The organism is Paenarthrobacter sp. PPS72 (assembly GCF_048537125.1).
GTDB classification, from domain to species: domain Bacteria; phylum Actinomycetota; class Actinomycetes; order Actinomycetales; family Micrococcaceae; genus Arthrobacter; species Arthrobacter nitroguajacolicus_E.
Genome location: NZ_JBLYIE010000002.1, coordinates 13792 through 39104 on the forward strand (window position 1 = coordinate 13792; position 25313 = coordinate 39104).

The following is a 25313-nucleotide window of genomic DNA, read 5'->3' on the forward strand; positions in this document are numbered from 1 at the left end:
CTAATCTCCGGTTGGGCGAGGTGTGGATGCCGAGCCGTCCTTGGGGATCAGGACCTTGGCGGCAATGGCCGGCAGGAAGCCATGGGCTTCGGGGATGTGGGCCGCGCTTACACGACGGCGGAACACCCAGTACGTCCATGACTGGTAGGCAATCACCAGGGGCAGCCCAACGGCTGCGACGATGCTCATGAGACCCAGCGTGTAGTCCGAGGAGGATGCGTTGGAGATGGTCAGGTTGAAGGCGGGATCGATCGTGGAGGGGATGACTACAGGGAATGCTGCTCCAAAGATCGAGGCGGTGGCGCAGAGAATGAACGCCCCGAGGGCACTGAAGGCACGTCCTTCGGACCCGGCGCGGGCCAGCCGCCAGGCGATGACCACTGCGGCCACTCCGGCCGCCACCAGCGCCCAGGTCCACAACTCGCCGCTGAGGAATTGCACAGCAACCATCCAGCCGAACATCGGCAACACCGCAAGCGGCACCAGTCGCACAAACCACCGGCGGGCGCGGTGCCGAACGTCGCCGTCGGTCTTGAGGGCAAGGAACGCAAGGGCATGCACCAGCGCGAACGCAACCACGCCGAAACCGCCAAGGAGTGCGTAACCGCTGAACCAGGACATGGGGCCGCCAACACGGTCGCCATTTTCATTCAAGGGCAGACCAGTGGTGGTCAGGGCCAGCGCGGCGCCGATGCCGAAGGCCGCAACGAAGGACCCGACGGCGATCGCCCAGTCCCAGCGGTTACGCCAGCGTTCGGAGTCCACCTTGCCGCGGTATTCGAAGGCGACAGCCCGGAAGATCAAGGCGGCCAGAACTGCCAGGAGCGGGAGGTAGAGGGCGGAGAAGAGTGAGGCGTACCAGAGGGGGAAGGCTGCGAAGGTTGCACCGGCTGCGGTGAGCAGCCACACCTCGTTGCCGTCCCAGACCGGGCCTACGGTGTTCAGCAGTACGCGGCGGTCAGTGTTGTTGCGGGCGAACAGCTTCATGAGCATTCCGACGCCAAGGTCGAAACCCTCCAGGAAGAGATAGCCGGTCCACAACACCGCGATGGCCACGAACCAGATGGTCGGCAATAGTTCCATTGTCAGTACCCCTTGGCTTTAGTAGGCGAATGCCAGGACGTCGTCGCCGGACTTCTCCGGGCCGGTGCCGTCGTCATTCTTGTCGTGGTGCTCGCCTGAGTCCCGTGTATGTGCCAGTTCAGGCATCGCCGAGGCCACACCGCCGCGGATGTACTTGACCAAGAGCTTCACCTCCACCACCAACAGCACGGCATAGATTGCGGTGAGGACCACCAGCGAGGTCATGAGTTCACCCGCACTGACGCCCGGCGACACCGCAGCGGCGGTGAACATGAACACCTGATCGATGCCGTTCATGTCCGGGTTGGGGGCCACCACGAACGGCTGCCTGCCCATTTCGGTGAAAATCCAGCCGGCGGCGTTGGCCCCGAACGGCGCAAGGATGCCGACGACGGCCAAGCGCATGAGCCACTTGGACTCGGGCACCACGCCCTTGCGCGTCACCCAGAGAGCAAGCAGGGCGGCGAACGCGGCGATGCCGCCGAATCCGATCATCATGCGGAAGCCCCAATAAGTCACTTCCATGACCGGCACGTATTGGATTTCCTGTCCGGCGCGGTCGCCGTACAGTGGGTTGTCCGGCAGGTTGGTGCCGTACTTTTCCTTGTACTCACTTAGCAGACTGTTTACGCCCTTCACTTCGGTGGTGAAGTCGCCCTTGGCCAGGAAGGAAAGGATGCCGGGCACTTCGATGACGGCCACGATGTCCTCGCAGTTGGTGGCACCGAGGTTACCCACGCTCAGTACCGAGAAGCCCGTGCCGTCATGGCAGGCAGCTTCCGCGGCGGCCATTTTCATGGGCTGCTGCTCGAACATGAGCTTGCCTTGGAGGTCGCCTGTGATGGCAGTTCCTGCGAAGGAGATCATGGCCACCACTGCACCGATTCGCAGAGACGTCATCCACACGGTGTAATCGGCTTTGTCGCGGCCAGGGATGGGGGCTTCGCCCGGAATGATCTTTCCGTCCTTGCCCACCACGTCAATGCCGTCGTGACGTCGACGCCAAAGGTGGTACCAGGCAATCCCCAGGAGGAAGGCGCCCGCGACAGCGAGTGCACCAAAGAGAGTGTGCGGCACTGCGACCAGAGCAGTGTTGTTGGTGAATACTGCCCATGCGTCGGTCATCACGGGTCGGCCATCCACCATTTCCACGCCCACGGGGTGCTGCATCCACGAGTTGGCAACAATAATGAAGTAGGCGGAGAAGACGGAGCCGATGACGGCGATCCACAGGCAGGCAAGGTGCACGCCGCGCTTGAGTTGCTTCCAGCCAAAGATCCACAAACCCAGGAACGTCGATTCGACGAAGAACGCCAGCAAGGCCTCAAGGGCGAGGGGAGCACCAAAAACATCCCCTACGAATCGACTGTATTCACTCCACGCCATCCCGAACTGGAATTCCTGGACGATGCCGGTGGCTACGCCCATGATGAAGTTGATGAGGAAGAGCTTTCCCCAGAACTTGGTCATCCGCAGGTACTCGGGCTTGCCGGTGCGGTACCAAATGGTCTGGATGATGGCTACTACCAGGCCGAGGCCAATGGTGAGCGGCACCATCATGAAGTGGTACACGGTGGTGATACCAAACTGCCAGCGTGCGATTTCCAAGGCGTCCATGGCTGTCCTTTGTGCGGTGGACCGAAGTGCGGTGACCTAACTTCTACGTTACGTAGAAACTTATCTTCTACACAGTGTAGAACAAATGCCACGCGACGGAACCCATTCTTCAAGTGGCGTAACCCACGCGCAAGGGTCCGCTTTCGCCCGTGGCACGCCGATAGTTCTACCTCACGTAGAATGGAGCCCGGAAAAGCGGTAGATTTATTGTGGAATGTTGGATCATCGCTCCCGGCAGCAGCCACCCTGCACCGGGAAGCGGAAGGTAGGGACGTATAAATGGCAAGTCTTGGGGAACTGGAACGGGCAGTGATGGATCTGCTCTGGGCAGGCCAGGAGGCTGCAACCGCCAATACACTTCGTGATCTCCTCGCGCAGGATTCCGAGGCCGGCGACGGCACTGCGGGTCATCAAGGTAAGGACCTGGCAGTGACCACGGTCCTCACCGTGCTCTCACGCCTGGAGAAGAAGGGCCTGGTGGAGCGCGAACGCGGAACGCGGCCGCACCGCTACCAAGCCGTCTCCAGCCGCGCTGACCACACTGCTGAACTCATGCATGAAGTCCTGGGCTCCGCTCCGGACCGCGAGGCCGTTTTGGCCCGCTTCATTGGTTCCGTCACCGAAAGTGAAGCCGCTACCCTGCGCAAACTGCTCGGCTATAATTAGCCACTATGTTCTGGACCTCATACCTGCTTGCGGTCCTGGCATTGATTCTGGCGTGGCCGGTACCCGTGCTGCTGTCACGCGCACAGTGGCCTGCCCGATCCCCCTTCACCGCCATGGTGCTGTGGCAGGCGATCGCCCTCGCTGGTGGCTTGTCCATGATCGGGGCCATGCTGGTCTACGGACTGGAGCCGATCGGGGACAACCTCATAGCGGGGCTCAAGAGCCTGGCCGGGATGGTTTTCAACAACGAACCAACCACCGCATTGGGCTTTTGGCACCTCTTTGCACTCTCCGCAGCCGCTCTGCTGACCGCACATCTGGTCTTCACCCTGCTGCTGACGTATTACAAGATTGAACGCCAGCGGCGACGCCACCGCGAACTGCTGGCCCTGCTGGCATCACCCTCCGACGACGGCCCGGGCACCGTTGTGATCAATCACGACTCCCCCGTCGCCTACTGCCTGCCGGGTGGGGCACGATCCGTCACGGTGCTCTCCGACGGCCTCATGGCGGCCCTGGAACCAGCTGAACTCAGGGCTGTGCTTATTCACGAGAATGCGCACCTGTCCCAGCGCCACGATCTCCTCCTGTGGGCATTTGCTGCTTGGAGGCAGGCCCTTCCATGGTTCCCCACCACCCGACTGGCCCAGACCGCGGTGAACTCCCTGATCGAAATGTTGGCGGACGACGTCGCGCTTCGCACCGAGAGCAAAGTCACCCTGATCAAGGCCATCGCGATTGTAGCCAGCGGCACCTCACAACCTGCTTTTGATGGGCAGCCGGTCAGCGGGAACCAGGCCACTGGTGGAGGTCAAGCCTTGGCCGGCGGCCAGGCACTCAACGCTGGTGGCGCCGTCGTCGAGGGCAATGCCGTCAGCGCGACCGGCGGCGCCGACTCCCCACGCACGACGGCGTCACGCGTCAGCCGCCTGTTGTCACCCAAACCGCCTCTCACCAAGGCCGCCCGCGTGCTGGTCCTTGCTGCCTCGGCACTACTGCTTGCAGTGCCCACTGCACTGCTGATCGTTCCGGGTCTGCTGGGCTGACTAATACCCGGGCCGGCAGTCTATTGGGGCAGTGTCGCCTCGTACACCAAGGACGCGTAGCCCTCCAAGGCATCCGTGCAGCGAGCCAGCTGCGTCGAAGCATCGGTCGCCTGCGGCAAATGAAGGACGTCGCGCGACTTCAACTCCCGATACCAGCGCCTCAAGCGCTCCAGGCTCTGCTCTTCTTCCTCCAGTTCGGCAAAGGTGAATTTCTGCCGTGAGATTTCCTTGGCTATCTCCTGCTCAAATTTGCCGCAATCGTCGGTGAACTCTTTCCACTCCTCCAGCCGGGCGGCCTCGAAAGCGCTGCGGAAAGTGTCCGAGCCGTTGTCGCGGGGCGAGGCGTCCACCAATGTCCACGAACCATTCCCTTTCCGCACCAGCATTTCGGCCCGCGCGAGACCTTCGTCGAATGCCGGATGGGCAGGAAGGACCCATGTTCCAGGAGCTAAGGGAACTGCCCCGATCCGCCGCAACTCCCGCCACACGGCCACCCTGTGACGCGAGGGCTGCGCAGGAACCTGGATCAGAATCAGTAACCACTGTTCATCAATCACACTTATGAATGTAGCAGCTGTTACATTCAAGGAGTGAAAGCCCCAGAAGCACTTCCCTTTCCCTTACGAGCCAGCCAACGTTGGCCCCTCTACGCCGCAGGTTTCACTACGGCATTCGGCGCTCATGCTGTCGCTGCGGGGCTGGGCGCGGAGAGCGCCGACATCGGATTGAGCTTGCTGGCACTGGGGATACTGTTGGCGTTGTACGACATCGCTGAAGTGTTCCTCAAACCCGTGTTCGGCGCCCTCAGCGACCACATTGGACCCAAACCGGTCATCGCGGGTGGTCTTCTGGCTTTCTCCGCGGCCTCCCTGATTGGCCTGTGGGCGGATCAGCCCGCCATGCTCGCCGCCGCACGCCTTGGTCAGGGGATGGCGGCTTCCGCCTTCTCGCCAGCCTCTTCCGCAAGCGTTGCCCGGCTCGCCGGCGGCAAAACCGGACACTACTTCGGCCGCTACGGCTCATGGAAAGGACTCGGCTACGCTATCGGTCCGTTGCTGGGCGCTTTGGCCATCATCACCGGCGGCTTCAGCCTCCTGTTCGGGATACTGGCGTCCCTGGGCCTGGCTGTGGCGGTCTGGACTTTCACTTCAGTCCCCAACCTGCAGCCTCTCCCCCGCCCCAGGTACACCATCGTCGATGTGTGGCGGCAAAGCACCGAACGCTCATTTCTTGGACCAACCCTGGTGCTGGCGGCGGCAACGGGAGCATTGGGTGCCGCCGTTGGCTTTCTCCCTGCCTTGGCGGCACGGGAGGGGCTAGGGACAGCGGGCAGCGTGGCCGTTGTCACGGTGCTGGCAATAACTTCCGCACTGATTCAGCCCCGCGTCGGCCGGCTGCGCGACCAAGGAAGACTCACCGACAGACCAGGCATGGTAGCCGGGCTGCTCGCCATCTCGATAGGTACCCTGATTGCCGGCTTATTGCCGGGAGCAGCCAGCATCTACTGTGCGGCCGTACTCATCGGTATGGGCATCGGCGTTGCCACGCCGCTCGCTTTCTCCCACTTGGCCGATGCGACGCCGACCGAACGCCTGGGCCGGACCATGGGCTCAGCCGAACTGGGCCGTGAACTTGGCGACGCCGGTGGGCCACTGCTGGTGGGCGGCGTTGCCGTAGCAGCCGGGCTGCCCTGGGGCCTCGGAGCGCTGGCCTTGGTGGTGGGCGCCGCTACGTTCGCCACGCCGGCTTCCCCCGCACGGCAGGCCGCCCCCAGGGGAGAACAGCCCGCCGAGAATGCCCCGCTTCCACCGACCACGAACTAGGCGTCGATGCGTTCCCGGTCCAAGGTGGCAGCCCCGGCAATAATGAATTCCTTGCGCGGTGCAACGTCCGATCCCATCAGCAGGTCGAAGACTTCCTCCGCACGCTGGGCGCTCTCGATGCCCACCTTCCGAAGGGTCCGGTGCCGGGGATCCATGGTGGTCTCGGCCAGTTGCTGAGCGTCCATCTCACCCAGGCCCTTGTAGCGCTGAATAGGCTCCTTGTAGCGCTTGCCGTCCTTGGCAAGGTTGGAAAGAAGCACGTGCAGCTCCGCCTCCGAGTAGGTGTAGATCATCTCGTTGGCCTTCTGGCCGGGGTTGATCACTTCCACACGGTGCAGTGGCGGCACAGCGGCAAACACACGGCCGGCCTCCACCATGGGACGCATGTAACGGAAGAACAGAGTGAGCAGCAGGGTACGGATATGTGCACCGTCAACGTCGGCGTCAGTCATGAGGATGACCTTTCCATACCGGGCAGCCTCAATATCGAAACTGCGACCAGAGCCGGCACCGACAACCTGGATCAACGCCGCGCACTCAGCGTTTGACAACATGTCCCCAACGGATGCTTTCTGGACGTTCAAAATCTTTCCCCGGATGGGGAGCAGCGCCTGGAAGTCGGACGAACGGGCAAGCTTGGCGGTGCCGAGTGCAGAGTCGCCCTCTACGATGAAGAGTTCCGAGCGTGCGACATCATCAGTGCGGCAATCGGCAAGCTTTGTGGGCATCGAGGAGGTTTCCAGGGCGTTCTTGCGGCGCTGGGTTTCTTTGTGCACGCGCGCCGAGATGCGCGATTTCATCTCCGCCACCATCTTCTCCATAAGGAGGGCAGACTGGGCTTTGTCATTGCGGTTGGCCGAGTTCAGCCTTGCGGTTATCTCCTTCTCAACCACTTTGGCAACAATTGCCCGCACTGCCGAGGTGCCAAGGATCTCCTTGGTCTGTCCCTCGAACTGTGGCTCCGCAAGCCGGACAGTCAGGACGGCCGTCAGCCCGGCAAGGATATCGTCCTTCTCAACTTTGTCGTTTCCGGCTTTGAGCTTGCGCGCATTCGTTTCCACGGCCTTGCGGAAGGTCTTCAGCAGGGCTGCTTCAAAGCCGGACTGGTGGGTTCCACCCTTGGGCGTGGCAATGATGTTGACGAAGCTGCGCATGGTTGTCTCGTAACCGATGCCCCAGCGCAAGGCGATGTCCACCTCACAGTCGCGTTCGACCTCCGCGATTTTGCTGTGCCCGTTTTCATCGAGGACAGGGACGGTTTCCTTGAACTTTCCGGAACCATGGAGGCGCCAAACATCAGTCACCCCGGAGTCCGCCGCGAGGAACTCAACGAACTCGGAAATGCCGCCATCATGGTGGAACACTTCCTCATGGACGCCGGCCTCCCCAGGTGTTCCGGCCAGCTTCCGCTCATCCCGAACGGTGATTTTCAGGCCAGGTACAAGGAACGAGGTCTGGCGCGCCCGCGCCGCAAGATCATCGTAGGAGAACTTGGCGTCAGGGGTGAAAATTTGACGGTCTGCCCAATAACGCACCCGGGTTCCAGTGACACCACGCTTAGCCTTGCCCACCACGTCCAGTACCGAGTTCTCAACGAACGGCTCAAAGGGTGCATTGGGACCCGGCTTCGCACCGGAATCCACGAAACGGCCAGGCTCGCCGCGGCGGAATGACATCTGGTAGGTTTTGCTACCGCGGTCCACTTGGACATCGAGGCGGCTGGACAAAGCGTTCACTACGGAAGCTCCAACGCCATGCAAACCACCCGAAGCAGTGTATGAACCGCCGCCGAATTTTCCGCCTGCATGGAGTTTGGTGAACACAACCTCGACGCCGGACAGGCCGGTCTTGGGCTCTACGTCCACGGGAATGCCACGGCCGTCGTCGTGGATCTCCACGGAGTTGTCGGCATGCAGGATGACTTTGATGTCATGGCCGAAACCAGCCAGTGCTTCATCCACGGCGTTGTCGATGATTTCCCACAGGCAGTGCATGAGCCCACGGGAGTCGGTGGAGCCGATGTACATGCCCGGGCGCTTGCGGACGGCTTCCAAGCCTTCAAGGACAGACAGGTGCCGGGCATTGTATTCAGAACTCGGTGCCACTCGCGGTGTGCTCCTTCGGGGTATATCTCTGGGGTGCTACCCAGCCATGTGTTGACTGGTAATTCAAGGCAAACACTGCCCGTACAAGCGTAGCCGGGGAAGGCGGCAGGCACGGTTTGCCACTCCAACGCGGGCCCGGCCTGCCTCGTTACGTTACCTACATGTGATACGCGGACAGCGAAAGTGACCCATCCTTGCCATGGATCTGCGCCGAATGCTGGTTATATGGATGTACAGAACTACTAAGGAGGCCGACATGACAACAGCAGTTGCAGACCGCACACTGAACGCAGCTGACCGCTGTGACCGTTGCGGAGCCCAGGCGTACGTCCGCGTTGTACTCGAGTCCTCCGGCGGTGAGCTGCTCTTCTGCGGCCACCACGCACGTGCAGTTGAAGCTACGCTTCGGCCCATGACTTCTGACTGGCACGATGAGACCGAGCGCCTCAACGAGAAGGCTCCCGTCCCCGTCGACTAGGCAGTCCGGCTATCCGGAAACCCTTTTTGATCACATGACAAGGCTCCTCCCTTCCGGGAGGGGCCTTGTTGCGTTCCACCTACTAGGACCAGATTCTTGAGCATAAGAAAAACGGCCCAGCAGGAAGTCCGACTGGGCCGTTTTCACTATCTTTAGTCCAGGTAGTCCCGAAGGACCTGCGAGCGGGACGGGTGCCGCAGCTTGGACATGGTCTTGGATTCGATCTGACGGATGCGCTCACGCGTGACGCCGTAGACCTTGCCGATTTCGTCTAAAGTCTTCGGCTGGCCATCGGTCAGGCCGAAGCGCATTGCAACAACTCCGGCTTCGCGCTCGGACAGGGTGTCCAGAACGGAGTGCAACTGCTCCTGCAGGAGCGTGAAGCTGACGGCGTCGGCAGGGACAACAGCTTCTGAGTCCTCAATAAGGTCACCGAACTCCGAGTCACCGTCCTCACCCAGCGGGGTGTGCAGTGAAATGGGCTCGCGACCGTACTTTTGGACCTCGACGACCTTCTCAGGTGTCATGTCCAGCTCAAGTGCCAGCTCTTCAGGCGTCGGTTCGCGGCCGAGATCCTGAAGCATCTGGCGCTGTACGCGGGCCAACTTGTTGATGACTTCCACCATGTGCACCGGAATACGGATGGTGCGGGCTTGGTCTGCCATGGCGCGGGTGATTGCCTGGCGGATCCACCAGGTCGCGTACGTGGAGAACTTGAAGCCCTTGGTGTAGTCGAACTTCTCTACTGCACGAATCAGGCCCAGGTTGCCTTCCTGGATCAGGTCCAGGAAGAGCATGCCACGGCCGGTGTAGCGCTTGGCCAAGGAGACGACGAGGCGCAAGTTGGCTTCGAGCAGGTGGTTCTTGGCGCGCTTGCCATCGTGAATGACGAACTCGAGCTCACGCTTGAGCTTGGGATCCATGGACCCGTCGTCAGCGTTGATCTTTTCCTCGGCAAAGAGGCCGGCTTCAATCCGAAGCGCGAGGTCAACTTCCTGCTCTGCGTTCAGCAGTGCGACCTTGCCGATCTGCTTCAGGTAGTCCTTTACGGGGTCGGCCGTAGCACCGGCTGACATGACCTGCTGGACAGGAGCGTCGTCGTCGTCGGCATCCGAGTAGACGAATCCCGTACCTGAGGGAGCAGCCTTGTCTTTGGTAGCCGTGGCGCCGTCCTCGACGTCATCATCTCCGACTTCGACTTCCTCGGCAGCTGCGGGATCAAAATCTTCATCCTCGCCGCTGGAGTCCTCAGCGTCGGAGCCTGAGGACTTATTCGCGGCTTCAGCGGCGGCCTTCGCACCGGGCTTGGGTCCGCGCTTCTTGGGTGCCGGCTTGTCAGAGTCGCCCTCTGAGGCCTTGTTGGCAGCACGTGTCGCTGCGCGCTTGGCCGATGTTGCCGCCTTCTTTTCCTCAGCGGACAATTCGGCCTGGGCGGCGGGTTCCTTCTCGACGGAAGACGGGGTCACAGAAAACCTTTCTAGCGGCGGTCTGTGGAATCACCATACGGGCAACACCACTATGACCCTGTCAAGTCCGCGATCAATTTCAAATGCGATCGCCGTCTGCAGAGTCTCTATAGAGAACTCCCGACGACACTGTATTGTTCCCGGCAACCGGGCCAAATACAGGCATTCGAACGCGGACCCAACCGGGTCTCGGCATCCATTGTCTCACGGTTTTGCGAAACGAACGCCTGATGAATTTCCAAACCCTTTAGGCGACCGTGTCTTTGAACCCGCGCCACGCAGTGTCGGAGCTCCGGGCCCATGCGCATATGGTGCCTTGCCCCAGCAGATCCATAAGCAGTTCGGCCAGTCTGTATCCCGGTTGGGCAGCCTCAGCCCGTGTGAGGCAGGCGTGCGCAACCGATCCGCGCCCCTTGCACCAGGAAATCCAGCCCTGCAGGGTCAGTGCCGCTGCAGGCACTACGCCGGATTCGCCGTCGATGCATAGCACGGCAAGAACCTGTTGCAGTGCATCAAGGGTGCTCCAACAGGGCATTTCCGGTTGCATGCCCAAGAGAACATCACCGTAGGTGAAGACGTCCTCAGATGGTTTCACGCCACCTTGGACTTTGGCGGCGGGAAAGGCAATGCCCTGTATGCCGAGTTCTTGTGGGTTGAATGGCGTATCGCTGGCGTCTTCGACGAAAAGTCCGAACGCGGCAGCACCGGACTTCGCAGATTCCATACCCGCTGCCGCCATGACAACCACAGCGTCCCGCCACGAAGGGACCCTGAGCGTGGTTCTCAGGAAGCCCAGGATGTCCGCGTCAGTTCCGGGATCCAGACGGTAACCTGCCTCGCACCTTTTCAGCACGTGGTGCCACACGGCGAGGACGGCGTCCAGACAGGGCTCGCTCCGCCATCCACCAAGAATTTGCTTCCCGTAGCGTGACTCGGCTGCCAGCACCAAAGGATCCAGCACCCCGGCCCTCGCAAGCTGCGGCTTACCGTGTTCACTCCTCGGTGACGGCCCAATGGAGCTTCCCCTGTAGACCAGCTCGGCGCTCAGCCTGCTGTTCTTGATGCGGTCAACAGGCAGTCCCGGCAAAGGGCAACATCCCGGATCAGTGCAGTAGGCGCTCCGCCAATACTCGGTGCCGACCAGCCACGCATCCCTCACTGATAGGTCAACCTCATCAAGGCTTAGCTGCAGGGCGCTGAGCAGCGGGATTGCCTGCCGGGCCACACTGCCGTCAGCCCATCCCGCGTCAGTGTAGATGGCAAGCACCACCCCGTTGGCTTCTTCGTCAGCAATCAGGAAGTTTCGGATCTGGTCCGCGAAACCCGACCTGGATTTTGATGAATCAAGCTTCGGCAGGTCCACGCGCAGTGTTGCTCCCAGGACTTTCCCTTGCATGGTGATGGCCACAAGACTGTCCTCGGGCCAGTAGCCCAACATATGGGGAATGTAACCAAGAATGTCTTCGGGTTGGTGGATGCTGAGCGTTCTGTTGGAAGTCATGTTTCCAGCCTGCGCAACTCCTGCCCAAGGAGACAGTGCCTAATACGGCTATGTGGAAAAGCTGCCGCAGCAACGCAGGGCAAAGCGCCTAGTGCTCATCCGGAGAATCGGGCCGTACCGCACGCCGCCGCTCGATCCGTTCCCGACGCTGCCTTGCGAGGGCGACCATCAGCGGCTGTACATGAATGCCCTGGGATGCCATTTGACGGCGAACCTTCCGCCGGGTCACCAGAATGAGCACAGTCCCCAGGCCAAGCAGAACGAACTGAACACTGAGGGCAATACGGAACGGCGCCAGCCCGTAGAGATCACCGGCGGAGAAGCCGCTGGCATACAAGAGGTCAAGTACAAGCCCAATGAGGTAAATGGCAACGAGCGCCGCCATGAAGCCGCCAACGTTGACGATGCCGGTTGCCGTGCCGATCCGGTGCGAGGGATTGAATGTCCTGGCAAAGTCGAATCCAATCATGGACCCGGGGCCACCCACGGCCAGCACCACCACCAGAACAGCCAGGAGCCACAGTGGGGCGCGTTCGGGAAGACTGAGCACTGCAGCCCACGCCAAGGCTGTAGCCAACGCAATCAGCAGGACCATGGCTGATCTCCGCATGGGATGTTTCGAGACGAACCGACCAAAACCAGGGCCCGCAACGATCGCCGTCGCAACGAACAGTGCCATGAGGCCGGAGACGGTCCCGGCATCGAGTCCTTGCGCAGACAACAAGAAGGGGTAGCCCCACGTCATGGCGAAAAGGTTCCCGCTGAACTGCACGGTGAAGTGGCTCCAGAGCCCCAGCCGGGTTCCGGGCTGTTTCCAGGCGCGGGACAATGAGATGCCGGTGGCACGGAGGCCCTGGCCGGTTTCCCGCGGCGGGTGCCCCGGTGGGGCGTCCCGCAGCACGGCGAGCACCAGGACCACTGCCAGTACGGACATGGCAGCCAGTGTGAGGAAAGCGGGGGTCCATCCGGCCGTGTGAAGAAGCAGCGCGAACGGAACAACACTGAAAAGCTGGCCGAGCTGGCCGCACATACCGGTCAATTGAGTGACCAGCGGAACCTTGGCAGGAGCGAACCACAACGGGACCAGGCGGATCACCGAAATGAACGTCATCGCATCGCCGGCTCCCACCAGGACGCGGCCCAGGACGCCCCCGGGAACACTGTCCGCGAAGGCCAACTGCAACTGGCCCAGTCCCATAAGCACGGCACCACCGGCCACCATCGCCCGCGAACCGAACCTGTCCACCAGGACGCCGACGGGGATCTGGAGCCCCGCATAAACCAGGAGCTGAAGCACCGTGAAAAAGGAGATGGCAGCGGCGCTGGCATGGAATCGCTCGGTGGCTTCCAGCCCGGCGACGCCAAACGAGGTTCGTTGTGCCACTGCCACAAGGTAGGCGAACACGCCGATCGTCCAGATGAGCCAGGCGCGGGGTGCATTCACCCAACAATTATGCCTGTCAGCAACTCAAAGCTGATTTATTGGGGCGAGTCTTTACGCGCCAAGTATGCCTCCACGGCAGCCCCGATATCCTCGGCATTAGGCAGTTCATCATTCTCATCAGCCAGCAGTGAGCGGCGGACAATGCCCTCGGATTTCTCGTCATAGCGTGTCTCGAGATTTGTGACTACTGCCTGGACTTCCTCCGAGGCTTCGATCTGTTCGGCAATCTGGCGGCCAACTTCACGCCCCGCTTCCCGGAGCCTGTCCGTGGGCAGCATGAGGGATGTTGCCGCTCCCAGGTATTCCAAGCCGGCTACGGCGGCAGGCGGGTACTCAGCTTCAGAGAGGTAGTGCGGGACGTGGATGACGTAGCCGGCCACGTTGCGTTCCGCCTCGGTGAGCCGGAGTTCCAGGATGTGTCCTATGGCAGCGGGAACATCCACGGTGGGCTTCCAACTCGAGATGCCCTCGATAAGTTCGGGCATGTTGCCGTGGACCGTCACTCCGACAGGACGTGTGTGCGGAACGGGCATCGGGATGGAATGGATCCAGGTGACCAGGTTGACGTCGAGTTCTTCAACAATTCCGACGACGGCCCGTGAGAAGCGTTCCCACTGCAGGTCGGGCTCGAAGCCGGCAAGCAGCAGGAACGGCTGGCCGAGGCCGTCGTTCAGCTTGTAAAGGCCCAGCTTTGGCGCTTGGTAGTCCTGCAGGTGGTCCTCCACGAAGCTGATGTGGGGCCGCCTCGAACGGTAGTCGATGAGTTGGTCCGCATCGAACATGGCCACCACCTCGGCGTCCAGTTCATCCAACAGCTCCGCATTGATCTGCCGGACCACGTGACCGGCGTCGGCGAAGCCCGTGAATCCCATGACCATGTTCAACCCGCGAAGCTCAGGGCTGTGGAAGGTCTCAATGTTGCGCGCATACAGCGATTCGGGGTCCAGGAGAGAGCCGGATATCCGTTCAAACACGGCGTGTTCCTTTCGCAATGACAAAGTTAGGAGAAGTCCCAGGTACCGGGCATCGGGCACATTTATTGGCTGTGGGACTCTTTAATCCATACAACGCTGCACCACCAAGGGGCATTCCTGTCCCTGATGTGCCGCAGCTCTCATTTAATTGCTGTCCGCAGCGTCCAAGAGACTACGATCGAAACGGGCCGACGTCCTTTAGCGACGCTGGCCCTGAAGACCAAGGCCGGCGTCGCAAGTAGACGCCGGGCGCGTACCGGGGCAGGCCGCCAAACATGCGGCCCCGCCAAGCAATGCAGAGAGAAGTGAGGACACATCCTCGTGGTCAAGACTACTGACATCATCCTGGGCATCATCGCCAAGGACCTGAAAAAGTCCCCCAGCGACGCACTTGTGATCGGCGTTGCACAAGGCGGGGATGGGCCGGTACTGCTGTCCAACCCGTTAAGCGCGAAAGCCGCTGAATCCGTTGCGGGTTCCCTGCAGCTTTTGGGGATCACCGGCGCTGCCGACCAGGTGCACCGGCTTCCGGGCCTGCCGGAAACAGGCTCGGGGATTCTTGTTCTTGCAGGCGTAGGAAAACTCTCCGACGTCGGAAGCCTCACCGAAGAAGCGCTGCGACGCGCCTCGGGATCTGCCGTTCGCCAGCTTGCCGGTGCCGCGTCAGTCACTTTGGCCTTCCCGACGGCCACCCTCGCCGATGTTGCGGCGGTCGCCGAAGGAGCTGCCCTGGGCGCGTACTCCTACACGGAACACCGATCCAGCAAGGATGGGCTGAAAGCGCCCGTAACCAAGGCCCTCGTTTTCTCCGACGTCGATGCCAAGTCTGCGCAGCCTGCACTGGACCGGGCAATTGTGCTCGCCCGTGCAGTGAACGCCACCCGCACCCTGGTCAACCAGCCGCCGAGCCACCTGTACCCCGAGTCGTTCGCCGAGTCCGCCAAGGAACTCGCCAAGGGCCTTCCCGTCAAGATCACGGTCTGGGATGAAAAGCGCCTGGAAAAGGAAGGGTTCGGAGGCATCCTCGGTGTCGGTAAGGGCTCCAGCCGCCAGCCCCGCCTCGTCAAGGTGGAATACGCTCCCGCGAAGGCCACGAAGAAAATTGCCCTTGTGGGCAAGGGCATCACTTTCGACACCGGCGGCATCTCCATCAAGCCTGCCCTCGGCATGGGTGACATGAAGAGCGACATGGCGGGCGCCGCCGTCGTACTTAACACTGTCCTGGCCATCGCCTCACTGGGCCTGCCCCTCAAGGCGACCGCTTGGCTTTGCATCGCGGAGAACATGCCCTCAGGCGCGGCAGCACGGCCTGCTGATGTCTTCACTATCTACGGTGGCAAGACAGTTGAGGTGCTGAACACGGACGCCGAGGGGCGCCTGGTGATGGCCGACGGCCTCGTGGCTGCCAGCATGGAGAAGCCGGACGCCATCATTGACGTAGCAACGCTGACCGGTGCGCAGCTGATCGCACTGGGTTTGCGCACTGCCGGCGTCATGGGATCCGATTCCGTCACTGCAGCGCTGAAGTCTGCGGCCGACAGGGCCGGAGAACTGGTTTGGCCGATGCCGTTGCCCGAAGAGCTCCGTCCGAGCCTGGATTCGCAGGTGGCGGACCTCGCCAATATCGGTGAGCGCAACGGTGGCATGATGACCGCAGCGGTCTTCCTTCGTGAATTCGTCGGCAAGAACGGCGACGGCCAGCAGATCCCGTGGGCCCACGTGGACATCGCCGGTCCGTCGTTCAATAACGGTGCACCTTATGGTTACACGCCCAAACAGGGAACCGGATGCACCGTCCGCACGCTGGTTGCCTACGCCGAGGATCTCTTGGCGGTCTCCGCCTAGCAACCACCCCCCTGCCGTTCCGGGTTGCGCAAGCCCTTGCCGAATCCCCGGCGGGGGCCCGCGCAACCCCGGAATTATGCGGGGTGTAGCGCTGTGTCACAAGTGAACGTGAGTCTCGACACAAGCGCTCCACAAACGCCCGCAGAGGGTGGAGCATGGGTAGGTGGTTCGCTAAGGTGAACTCGATAGTCACAAATGCAAGAGAACTTAGGTGCTGGCATAATCACGGCAGAACAAGTTCCAAAGACCAGATGGCACGCAGTCCCGTGTCATCATTCACGCGAGGGAGCGTTTTAGTGGCCGATCAGGCAACTGCGCAAGAATTCGACATCCTGGTACTCGGTGGCGGCAGCGGCGGCTACGCCACTGCCCTGCGGGCCGTACAGCTTGGGTTCACCGTTGGCCTTGTGGAAAAGGCAAAGCTCGGCGGAACCTGCCTGCACAACGGCTGTATCCCCACCAAGGCACTCCTGCACTCAGCCGAACTGGCTGACCATGCACGCGATTCCGCCAAGTACGGCGTGAACGTGACGCTCGACAGCATCGACATGTCGGCCGTTAACGCGTACAAGGACGGCATCGTCGCCGGTAAGTTCAAGGGCCTCCAGGGACTTATCAAGTCCAAGGGCATCACCGTCATCGAGGGTGAAGGCAAGCTCCAGGGCAACAACACCGTGGTCGTGAACGGCAATTCCTACACGGGCAAGAACATCGTCCTTGCCACGGGTTCCTACTCACGTTCACTTCCCGGACTGGAAATCGGCGGCAAGGTCATCACCTCGGACCAGGCCCTCACCATGGACTACATCCCCAAGAGCGCCATCGTCCTGGGCGGCGGCGTCATCGGTGTCGAATTCGCTTCCGTCTGGAAGTCCTTCGGCGTGGACGTCACCATCATTGAGGGCCTCCCCTCTTTGGTTCCCAACGAGGACGCCTCCATCGTCAAGAACCTTGAGCGTGCCTTCAAGAAGCGCGGCATCAAGTTCACCACCGGCATCTTCTTCCAGGGCGTCGAGCAGAATGACGACGGCGTCAAGGTCACCTTGGTTGACGGCCAGACCTTTGAAGCGGACCTCCTGCTCGTAGCAGTTGGCCGCGGTCCCGTGACAGCCAACCTTGGCTACGAAGAAGCCGGCATCACCATAGACCGTGGCTTCGTCATCACCAACGAACGCCTCCACACCGGCGTTGGCAACATCTACGCCGTTGGCGACATCGTCCCCGGCGTGCAGCTCGCACACCGCGGCTACCAGCAGGGCATCTTCGTCGCCGAGGAAATCGCCGGCCTGAACCCGGCAATCGTCGAGGACATCAACATCCCCAAGGTCACCTACTGCGAGCCCGAAATCGCCACGGTCGGCTACACCGAGAAGGCCGCCAAGGAGAAGTTCGGCGACGACCAGGTGCAGACGCAGGAATACAACCTTGCCGGAAACGGCAAGAGCTCGATCCTCGGCACCGGTGGCATCGTCAAGCTCGTGCGCCAGAAGGATGGCCCCGTTGTGGGCATCCACATGATCGGCTCGCGCATGGGTGAGCAGATCGGTGAGGCCCAGTTGATCGTGAACTGGGAAGCCTACCCGGAGGACGTGGCCCAGCTGGTCCACGCCCACCCCACCCAGAACGAAAGCCTGGGCGAAGCCCACCTTGCCCTCGCGGGCAAGGCCCTCCACGGCTAAGTCTTACCAAGACCAACGGGTCGGGTGCATGCGGCGGAATATGCCGCATGCACCCGACCCGGACCAGCAGAATTCATCCGCACAAAGATCAATAAGGAGAACGGGGACGACATGTCTGAATCCGTTAACTTGCCCGCCCTCGGTGAGAGTGTCACCGAAGGAACCGTCACCCGCTGGCTCAAGCAGGTTGGTGACCGGGTGGAGATCGACGAGCCGTTGCTCGAGGTTTCAACCGACAAAGTAGACACCGAAATCCCTTCTCCGATCTCAGGCGTCATCGAAGAAATCCTCGTCGCTGAAGACGAGACGGCCGAAGTAGGCGCCCCCTTGGTCCGCATCGGCGACGGCTCGGGGTCCGCCGCTCCGGCAGCTGAGGCCGCACCGGCCGAGGAAGCTCCCGCGGCCCCTGCAGAGCAGGCCGCACCGGCCGAAGAAGCTCCTGCCGCACCCGCAGCCGAAGAAGCGCCGGCGGCTGAAGCCCCCGCTGCTTCGGGCGAAGGCCATGAAGTCACTCTCCCCGCGTTGGGCGAAAGCGTCACCGAAGGTACCGTCACCCGCTGGCTCAAGGCCGTTGGCGACACGGTTGAGGTGGACGAACCGCTCCTTGAGGTATCCACCGACAAGGTAGACACCGAGATCCCTTCCCCGGTTGCCGGTACATTGCAGGAAATTCGCGTCAGCGAGGACGAGACAGCAGAGGTTGGCTCCGTACTGGCCGTCATCGGTTCCGGCGCAGCCGCTTCGGCTCCCGCCCCGGCAGCAGCACCTGCTGCTGAGGCCCCGGCCGCTCCCGCTGCTGCGCCGGCACCTGCTGCTGAAGCCCCGGCTGCACCCGCGGTTCCGGCCGCTCCCGCTGCTGCTCAAGCTCCGGCGCCCGCCGCGGCTCCGGCGGCTCCAGCTCCCGCTGAAGGTTCCTCGGAATCCGGCTACGTCACTCCCCTGGTCCGCAAGCTTGCCAACCAGCACGGCGTGGATATCGCTTCTGTCTCCGGCACCGGCGTCGGTGGCCGCATCCGTAAGCAGGATGTTCTGGCTGCCGCGGAAGCCAAGCAGGCAGCTGCAGCCCCCGCAGCCGCTCCGGCCGCAGCTCCCGCAGCCAAGGCCGCTGCCCCCGTGGTCGCGTCCTCCCTCCGCGGCACCACAGAGAAGGCCCCGCGTATCCGCCAGGTTATTGCCCGGCGCATGCGCGAATCACTTGAGGTCTCCACCCAGCTGACCCAGGTTCACGAGGTCGACATGACCAAGATCGCCAAGCTCCGCCTCAAGGCCAAGAACTCGTTCCAAGCCCAGAACGGCGTCAAGCTGACCTTCTTGCCGTTCATCGCCAAGGCAGTAGCTGAGGCCCTTAAGCAGCACCCCAAGCTGAACGCTGCTTACGATGAGTCCAAGCAGGAGATCACCTACCACAACGCCGAGCACTTGGCGATCGCCGTCGACACTGACAAGGGCCTTCTGGTTCCCGTCATTTCCGACGCCGGAAACCTGAATCTTGCCGGCCTGGCCAGCAAGATCGCTGATGTCGCAGGCCGTACCCGCGACGGCAAGATCGGCCCCGATGAACTTTCCGGCGGCACGTTCAGCATCACCAACATCGGTTCTGTTGGTGCACTGTTCGATACCCCGATCATCAACCAGCCGCAGGTAGGCATCCTCGGAACCGGTGCGATCGTCAAGCGTGCCGTTGTTGTTGCCGATGAGAACGGCGACGACTCCATTGCCATCCGTTCCATGATGTACCTGTCCCTCACGTACGACCACCGACTGGTGGACGGCGCGGATGCCGGTCGCTTCCTGCAGACCCTCAAGGCGCGCCTTGAAGAAGGCGCTTTCGAAGCAGACCTCGGCCTCTAAGTCCTAGCGTCACTGAACGCCACTTGCAGAATCAGAAGGGCAGGTTGCCGGCAAATCCGGTGACCTGCCCTTCTGCTTTGCCTGCCCGTAGGCCCACCACGTACCTGGCGGCATCCGCGTGGCTTTGCTACGGGACGTAGAAGCACATGGATAAGCTGGGGCCATGAGTATTCTCTTCAACATCCTGGTGTTCTTACACATCGTCGGTGCAGCCATGATTGTGGGCTACTGGATCGCCACCCTCAGGGAGCCCACCGTCCACCCGCGGCAGCGCGACGGCGCCTTCCTGCAGCTCCTCACGGGCATCGCCATGATGGGTGTGTTCCCCTTGCTGCCCGACGCCGATCCCGACTATTTCAAGCTTGGCGTGAAGTTCGCCATTGGCGTCGCAGTAGCCGCCCTCGCAGTTATCGGCACCCGCAAGGTGAAGAAGGGTGAGCCCGTTTCCACAGGCTTGGCCCACGGCGTGGGTGGTTTGGCCTTGGTCAACATCGCCATCGCCACCCTCTGGAACTAGTCCGGGCCGGCCACTACTCCGGCTCCAAGGCGGTACAAGTTCTTGGGTCACCATTTCGCCGGTCCAAGGGTCACAATCCACTGTCAGCGGAATGGCCGTGCGGTCCGGTGGGCAAATCCCTAGGATTGATCCCGGTGGCACCTGCCGAAGGCAGGTTGCCGACTCACAACGACCCCAAGGAGTGGACATGGCAGCAACACGCACCGCACACACGGTTTGGAACGGCAACCTGATTGAAGGCGCGGGAAACACGACTCTGGACAGCTCAGGACTGGGCACGTTCGATGTCACTTGGAAGGCGCGCACCGAGCAGTCCGGCGGCAAAACCAGCCCGGAAGAACTCATCGCGGCTGCCCACTCCGCTTGCTTCTCCATGGCTTTCAGCCACGCTCTTGCCGGTGAGGGATTCACCGCTGAAGAAGTGCAGACCAAGGCTGACGTCACCTTCGTTCCAGGCACGGGCATCACCGGAAGCCACCTGACAATGACCGCGAAGGTCCCGGGACTCTCCGAAGAGGACTTCCGTCGTATTTCCGAAGATGCAAAGACCGGCTGCCCGGTTTCCGGTGCTCTGGCCAGCATCGAGATCACCCTGGATGCAACCCTCGCGGTGTAACACCGCCGGGTGCTGAACAGCGGGACAGCAGAAGCGTAAAAGAGCCCCCCACTTCCCTGATGGGAGTGGGGGGCTCTTTTGCGTACCTGTACGTCAGCCCTTGTGGGGACGGGACGGGAGGGGCGCCGGCCGGACCTTCCGATAGCCTTCACGCAGTGGAGGGCGATCAGTGGGCAGCTCTTGGATCATTTCCTTGAGTGCACCGATTCCGTACTCCAACTGGGGATCGGTGCCGGCAGCATACGCGTGCGGCGGGAACAGTACCTCGATGTCCGGCTCCACACCACGGTTTTCAACGTCCCAACCAATCCCGCCACTGAACCATGTGGCGTAGCGAGGCTGGGTGACGCCGGTTCCATCGGCAAGCGAGAAGCGGTTGTCGATGCCCACTACGCCTCCCCACGTCCGTGTACCGATAACGGGCCCAATTCCCCTCAACTTGGACACCTGGGTGATGATGTCGCCATCGGATCCGGCGAATTCATCGGCGAGGATGATCACGGGCCCGCGTGGTGCGTGGTGCGGGTATGTCCGCGGCTTTTCGCCGCGCGGCATGCTCCAGCCAGTGACCTTGCGCCCGATCAGTTCGGCAACCAACTGGGAGGTGTGGCCACCGCGGTTGCGCCGCACGTCCACAATCAGGCCGTCCAACGCGGTCTCCGTATCCAAGTCCCGGTGAAGCTGCGCCCAACCGTTGGCCATCATGTCGGGGACATGCAGGTAGCCGAATTTGCCGTCCGAGGCCTCTCGGACTGTCCGGCGGTTTGCCCGGACCCAATCCTGGTATCGCAGCCTCTCTTCGTCCCGGACAGGAACCACAGCAACACGCCGCTGGACACCGGCAGCATCACCGTGGCCCTGACCGTTCAAGAGCGTCAGCTCAACGGTCCTGCCTGCAGAACCCACCAGTTGCATTGCAGGCGTCAGGACCGCGGAAAGCTCGACGCCGTCGATCGCCAGGAGGACATCTCCCACCTTGGCGTCCGCTCCCGGACGGGTCAGGGGTGAAGTAGCCAGCGGGTCCGACGACTCGCCTGCGAGGATCCGGGTGATTTCCCAGCCTTTGGTACCCAGGTGGAACTCCGCTCCGAGCCTGCCCTGACCGTTTCTTCCCTGCTCGGTGACAACGGCCGGCTTCACGTAGGCGTGCGATGTCCCCAACTCGCCGTGAATCTCCCACAGCAGGTCAACCAAGTCATCGTGGGAACCGAGCCTGTCCACGATGGGTCGATACCGCTTATATACGGAGTCCCAATCCTGGCCTGCCATATCGGCGGTCCAGAAGAAGTCCCTCTGCAGCCTCCAAGCCTCATCGAAGGCCTGGCCCCACGCTGCCACGGGGTCCAGGATGACACGGACCCGGTTAAGCTCCACTTTCACAAGTTCTGCCGAGTCCTCCTCCACCTTGCTGTCAGCGGGAACGGACGTAATTTGTTTGTCGTATACGTGGATAATGCGGCTAAGGTCCCCCGACAAGCGGTAGCTGTCCACGGCCTTGACGAGCGTGGCCTGCTGGCGCTTGCCCAAATCATAAAGGACCAAGGAAGGCGCCGTCTTTTTGTCCTGAAGCGTTCCTCGACCAGAGCCCGTTACGCCCGAAAGTTCAGTATCGAGCCACAGCAATGCACCATCTCCGACGGCCAGGTCGGAGTAGTTTCCTTGCGGTACCGGTACCGCAATAACCCTGTGGGCAAGCCCCTCCGGGTCAATGCGAACGGCTGGCGCTTCGCCGTCGTCGGACTTGGCCGAAGCGGGCGGCGCATCTTCGAGCGTGTCTACGGACGGGCCAAACGGAGAAGGCGTGTCCGCTGCCAGGGCAACCAGATACGGCTTAATGGGGCTTGGGAACGACAGGTCGAAGGAGTGACCGTCGTACACGGGGTCGAAGCTCCTGTTGGACAGGAACGCCAGGAACTTTCCGTCAGGAGTAAATCTCGGGGACTCATCGCAGAAGCGGCCGTCGGTGACATCGATGATTCCTGACTCAGGCTCGGCCGGGCGGGCGATCCTCAGCTTGCTCCGCGACCCGAAGGACGTCACCGGCTCGGACCAGGCAAGCCACTGGGAGTCGCTGGACCACGACAGTTGATCAATGCTGCCTTCACCGACGCTCACAAGCCTGGTCAGCGTGCCGGCCGCGGTGTCGGCAACAAAGACATCGCCAAAGGAGGTGCCAACAGCAATCCAGCGACCGTCCGGGCTGGCTTCCAGGGCACTCGTCCGGGTCGGGGCAGGGAATTCAAGGCGGAGATCCGCCCGGTCTTCCGGTGATTCGGAAACTGTGGCCGCCATCGTGCCGCCCACGGTGTCGGCGGATGGCTCGGCAGTGACCGCCTCAACCGTGCCTGCCTGAGCTTGGTCTTCGGGCGTGAGCCTGACACCAGTGGTGGCCGGCGCGGAAGCGCTTGCCTGTCCCAGCACGTTCGACGCCGAGACCGGTTTGGGAAGTGGAGCCGATTCTTCGGCTGCAGGAGCGGGTTGCTCGACAACAACCTTGGGAACCTCAACCACAGCCGAAAGGCGGGCGGCGATGCGCTTGATATAAAGCGCTTCCACTCCTCCGTGGTCCGCGACGTAAGCTATGCGGCCATCGGTGAGTGGCCGGGGAAGACGGGCGCGGACGCCGGGTGTTGCCTCAACAACACGTGAAGGTCCGTCCTTGTGCCGCAGCCAATGGATAGTGCCGTGTGATTCCACTGCGCTGGCAGTTCCGGTGACGTTGGGGACTACGTCCCCCAAATGTGCCGAAGTCTTGAGGGGCGCGGGGCGGCGGCCGGGTGATGCCGAGCCAAGGGTTACGTCCAATTTGACCGGATCGGCGTCCGCGTCCAAGGACGGGAGCATCCAGAGCTCGCCTGCCGATTCAAAGACCACCCTCTTTCCATCCGTGCTCGCATGCCGAACGTAGAAGTCCTCGTGGTCCGTGTGCCGGCGCAATCCGGAACCGTCCGGAAGCACCGAATAGAGGTTTCCGTATCCCTCGTGGTCCGACAGGAAGGCGATCCGCCCTTGAATCCATAGCGGGTCGGTAAGGTTTCCGTCGATCTCCGGCACCAGTCGCTCGAACTCTCCGTTGCCGTCGGCGTCGATCCAGAGCTTCCCGGCGGTGCCACCACGGTAGCGCTTCCACCAAGCGGGCTCGCGGGAAAGCACGCTTGCGAGGACCACGGGCTTCTCGTCGCCGATTTCGGGGCCAAACGCAACTGACTCCACGGGACCGAAAGGAAGTTCGACGGCGGTACCACCGTCCAGCGGGACGCTGTAAGCGTGCGTGTGGCGGCTTTCGGCTTGTTGAAACGCGCTCGTCACCACCACATTCCCTGCCGGAGTGAAGCCCTTGACCTTAGTGGTGCTGTGGCCGAAGTAAGTCAACTGCCTGTACCCGCCGCCGTCGACGTTTGCCGTGACCACCTCCGGTGATGTGCCCACCACAGTGGTCCACACCAGCCTCTTGCCGTCCGGGGTGAATCGCGGGTTCCTGGCAGGCAATTGCTGGGAGGAAACGCGCCAGGCGCGGCCGCCTGAAAGGGGTGCGATCCAGATGTCGTCTTCGGCCACGAAGGTGACCAGATCGCCATGCACATGCGGGAAACGGAGGTAGCTGGAGGAGGTCATTGTTCGATCATAGTCAAGAGGCACCCCTCGGAAGCGGCTTCAGGTGTCGTTTCCACCACAAGCGTTCGCCGTGGTGAGATGGGTCATGAGAATCGTGATGTCCGGAGCTTCGGGAATGATCGGGACAGCCTTGTCCGAACAGTTGGTTGCTGACGGCCATGAGGTGGTCCGGCTGGTGCGACGTCCAGCCAGGACCGCCCTCGAATGGACATGGGACCCGGACAAGGGCGAGCTCGATGAGGCTGTCCTCGATGGCGCCGATGCCGTGGTCAACCTTTCGGGCGCAGGCATCGGCGACCGCCCCTGGACAAAACGTCGGATCCAGGTCCTCACGGAATCCCGCCTCCGGCCAACCCGCACCCTGACCGCTGCAATGCGACGACTCAGCAAACCTCCGGCTGCGTTCATCAGTCAATCCGCCTCCGGCTACTACGGCGCCTCACGCGATGGGGTCCTCCGGGAAGACTCGGGACCCGGCGAGGGCGTGTTGGGCCACCTCTCCATTGAATGGGAGCGCATGGCCGGGACTGCGCCGGCGGGCGTACGGGTGGTGACGCCCAGGACGGGCGTCGTTCTCAGCACAGCCGGGGGCGCGCTCGGGCCGCTGCTTCCCTTATTGAAGCTCGGGCTGGGTGGACCTTTTGGGAACGGTCGGCAGTACTGGCCATGGATCACCCTGGCGGACGAAGCGCGCGCCCTCGCCTACCTTGTTACGGCGCAGATTGACGGCCCGGTGAACGTCTGCGCCCCGGAGAGCGCGGACGTGAACGCAATCGTCGCAGGCCTCGCCAAGGCGTTCCACAGACCGGCTTTCTTCCGCGTGCCACGACCCGCCTTGCGACTGGTTCTGGGTGGGCTGGCAGATGAGCTGGTGATGGCCAACCAGCGGATGGAGCCAGCACAGTTGCAGGAAGCAGGTTTCACCTGGTTGCACCCCTCCCTTCCGGATGCCATGGCTTGGTTGAGTGGTGAAAAAGCCGGCTGACC

The 25313-nt window shown here is 62.1% G+C and carries 19 protein-coding genes; 10 read left to right on the forward strand and 9 right to left on the reverse strand.

The genetic code is table 11. The features are described from left to right. Complete coding sequence (gene cydB, locus ACLRGI_RS00190; RefSeq protein ID WP_419199729.1) at positions 1-1083, reverse strand: cytochrome d ubiquinol oxidase subunit II; 1083 nt, start codon at positions 1081-1083, stop codon at positions 1-3. Between the two features lie 18 nt (positions 1084-1101). Then, the gene (locus tag ACLRGI_RS00195; protein ID WP_419199730.1) at positions 1102-2700 is read right to left on the reverse strand and encodes a cytochrome ubiquinol oxidase subunit I; all 1599 of its coding nucleotides are present in this window, start codon (positions 2698-2700) and stop codon (positions 1102-1104) included. 279 nt (positions 2701-2979) lie between these two features. On the opposite strand from ACLRGI_RS00195, the gene ACLRGI_RS00200 reads away from it, so the two are divergent. Beyond that, positions 2980-3366, forward strand: a complete 387-nt coding sequence (locus ACLRGI_RS00200) for a BlaI/MecI/CopY family transcriptional regulator (protein ID WP_011774471.1) — start codon at positions 2980-2982, stop codon at positions 3364-3366. A gap of 5 nt (positions 3367-3371) precedes the next feature. Then, on the forward strand, positions 3372-4412 hold the full coding sequence (locus tag ACLRGI_RS00205) for a M56 family metallopeptidase (RefSeq protein ID WP_419199731.1): 1041 nt from the start codon (positions 3372-3374) through the stop codon (positions 4410-4412). Between the two features lie 20 nt (positions 4413-4432). On the opposite strand, the gene ACLRGI_RS00210 is transcribed toward ACLRGI_RS00205, so the two are convergent. Continuing rightward, positions 4433-4969, reverse strand: coding sequence for a Chromate resistance protein ChrB (locus ACLRGI_RS00210; RefSeq protein WP_419199732.1), 537 nt, complete (start codon positions 4967-4969; stop codon positions 4433-4435). Positions 4970-5002: 33 nt separating this feature from the next. Here ACLRGI_RS00210 and ACLRGI_RS00215 point away from each other — a divergent pair, with 33 nt between their 5' ends. Next, the gene (locus ACLRGI_RS00215) at positions 5003-6235 is read left to right on the forward strand and encodes an MFS transporter (RefSeq protein ID WP_419199733.1); all 1233 of its coding nucleotides are present in this window, start codon (positions 5003-5005) and stop codon (positions 6233-6235) included. On the opposite strand, the gene ACLRGI_RS00220 is transcribed toward ACLRGI_RS00215, so the two are convergent. After that, positions 6232-8340, reverse strand: coding sequence for a DNA gyrase/topoisomerase IV subunit B (locus ACLRGI_RS00220; protein ID WP_419199734.1), 2109 nt, complete (start codon positions 8338-8340; stop codon positions 6232-6234). The genes ACLRGI_RS00215 and ACLRGI_RS00220 overlap by 4 nt on opposite strands. Before the next feature lie 256 nt (positions 8341-8596). On the opposite strand from ACLRGI_RS00220, the gene ACLRGI_RS00225 reads away from it, so the two are divergent. Then, positions 8597-8818: a DUF7455 domain-containing protein gene (locus tag ACLRGI_RS00225; RefSeq protein WP_018778705.1), complete on the forward strand. Its 222-nt coding sequence runs from the start codon at positions 8597-8599 to the stop codon at positions 8816-8818. 152 nt (positions 8819-8970) lie between these two features. On the opposite strand, the gene ACLRGI_RS00230 is transcribed toward ACLRGI_RS00225, so the two are convergent. From ACLRGI_RS00230 to ACLRGI_RS00245, 4 genes are all read right to left on the reverse strand, one after another. Continuing rightward, entirely contained in the window at positions 8971-10284 is a 1314-nt protein-coding gene (locus ACLRGI_RS00230; protein ID WP_419199735.1) for an RNA polymerase sigma factor, read from the reverse strand. A 247-nt stretch (positions 10285-10531) separates the two neighbouring features. Next, positions 10532-11785 carry a DUF4192 domain-containing protein gene (locus tag ACLRGI_RS00235; protein WP_419199736.1) on the reverse strand — a complete coding sequence of 418 codons (1254 nt, stop codon included), beginning with the start codon at positions 11783-11785 and terminating at the stop codon, positions 10532-10534. A gap of 88 nt (positions 11786-11873) precedes the next feature. Further along, positions 11874-13229 carry an MFS transporter gene (locus tag ACLRGI_RS00240; RefSeq protein ID WP_419199737.1) on the reverse strand — a complete coding sequence of 452 codons (1356 nt, stop codon included), beginning with the start codon at positions 13227-13229 and terminating at the stop codon, positions 11874-11876. 35 nt (positions 13230-13264) lie between these two features. Then, complete coding sequence (locus ACLRGI_RS00245; protein WP_419199738.1) at positions 13265-14203, reverse strand: proteasome assembly chaperone family protein; 939 nt, start codon at positions 14201-14203, stop codon at positions 13265-13267. A gap of 321 nt (positions 14204-14524) precedes the next feature. On the opposite strand from ACLRGI_RS00245, the gene ACLRGI_RS00250 reads away from it, so the two are divergent. The 5 genes from ACLRGI_RS00250 to ACLRGI_RS00270 all read left to right on the forward strand — a co-directional run bounded on the left by ACLRGI_RS00250 (position 14525) and on the right by ACLRGI_RS00270 (position 20711). Then, entirely contained in the window at positions 14525-16048 is a 1524-nt protein-coding gene (locus ACLRGI_RS00250; RefSeq protein ID WP_419199739.1) for a leucyl aminopeptidase, read from the forward strand. A gap of 296 nt (positions 16049-16344) precedes the next feature. Further along, positions 16345-17727 (forward strand): dihydrolipoyl dehydrogenase, encoded by a 1383-nt coding sequence (gene lpdA, locus ACLRGI_RS00255; RefSeq protein WP_419199740.1) that lies wholly within the window; start codon positions 16345-16347, stop codon positions 17725-17727. A 111-nt stretch (positions 17728-17838) separates the two neighbouring features. Next, positions 17839-19578 carry a 2-oxoglutarate dehydrogenase, E2 component, dihydrolipoamide succinyltransferase gene (gene sucB / locus ACLRGI_RS00260; protein WP_419199741.1) on the forward strand — a complete coding sequence of 580 codons (1740 nt, stop codon included), beginning with the start codon at positions 17839-17841 and terminating at the stop codon, positions 19576-19578. Between the two features lie 163 nt (positions 19579-19741). Continuing rightward, the gene (locus ACLRGI_RS00265) at positions 19742-20095 is read left to right on the forward strand and encodes a hypothetical protein (protein WP_419199742.1); all 354 of its coding nucleotides are present in this window, start codon (positions 19742-19744) and stop codon (positions 20093-20095) included. 187 nt (positions 20096-20282) lie between these two features. Next, positions 20283-20711 carry an OsmC family protein gene (locus ACLRGI_RS00270; protein WP_419199743.1) on the forward strand — a complete coding sequence of 143 codons (429 nt, stop codon included), beginning with the start codon at positions 20283-20285 and terminating at the stop codon, positions 20709-20711. Positions 20712-20804: 93 nt separating this feature from the next. Here ACLRGI_RS00270 and ACLRGI_RS00275 read toward each other — a convergent pair whose 3' ends face one another. Then, the gene (locus ACLRGI_RS00275) at positions 20805-24326 is read right to left on the reverse strand and encodes a S41 family peptidase (RefSeq protein ID WP_419199744.1); all 3522 of its coding nucleotides are present in this window, start codon (positions 24324-24326) and stop codon (positions 20805-20807) included. Positions 24327-24411: 85 nt separating this feature from the next. On the opposite strand from ACLRGI_RS00275, the gene ACLRGI_RS00280 reads away from it, so the two are divergent. Continuing rightward, positions 24412-25311: a TIGR01777 family oxidoreductase gene (locus tag ACLRGI_RS00280; RefSeq protein WP_419199745.1), complete on the forward strand. Its 900-nt coding sequence runs from the start codon at positions 24412-24414 to the stop codon at positions 25309-25311. Positions 25312-25313 lie beyond the last annotated feature (2 nt).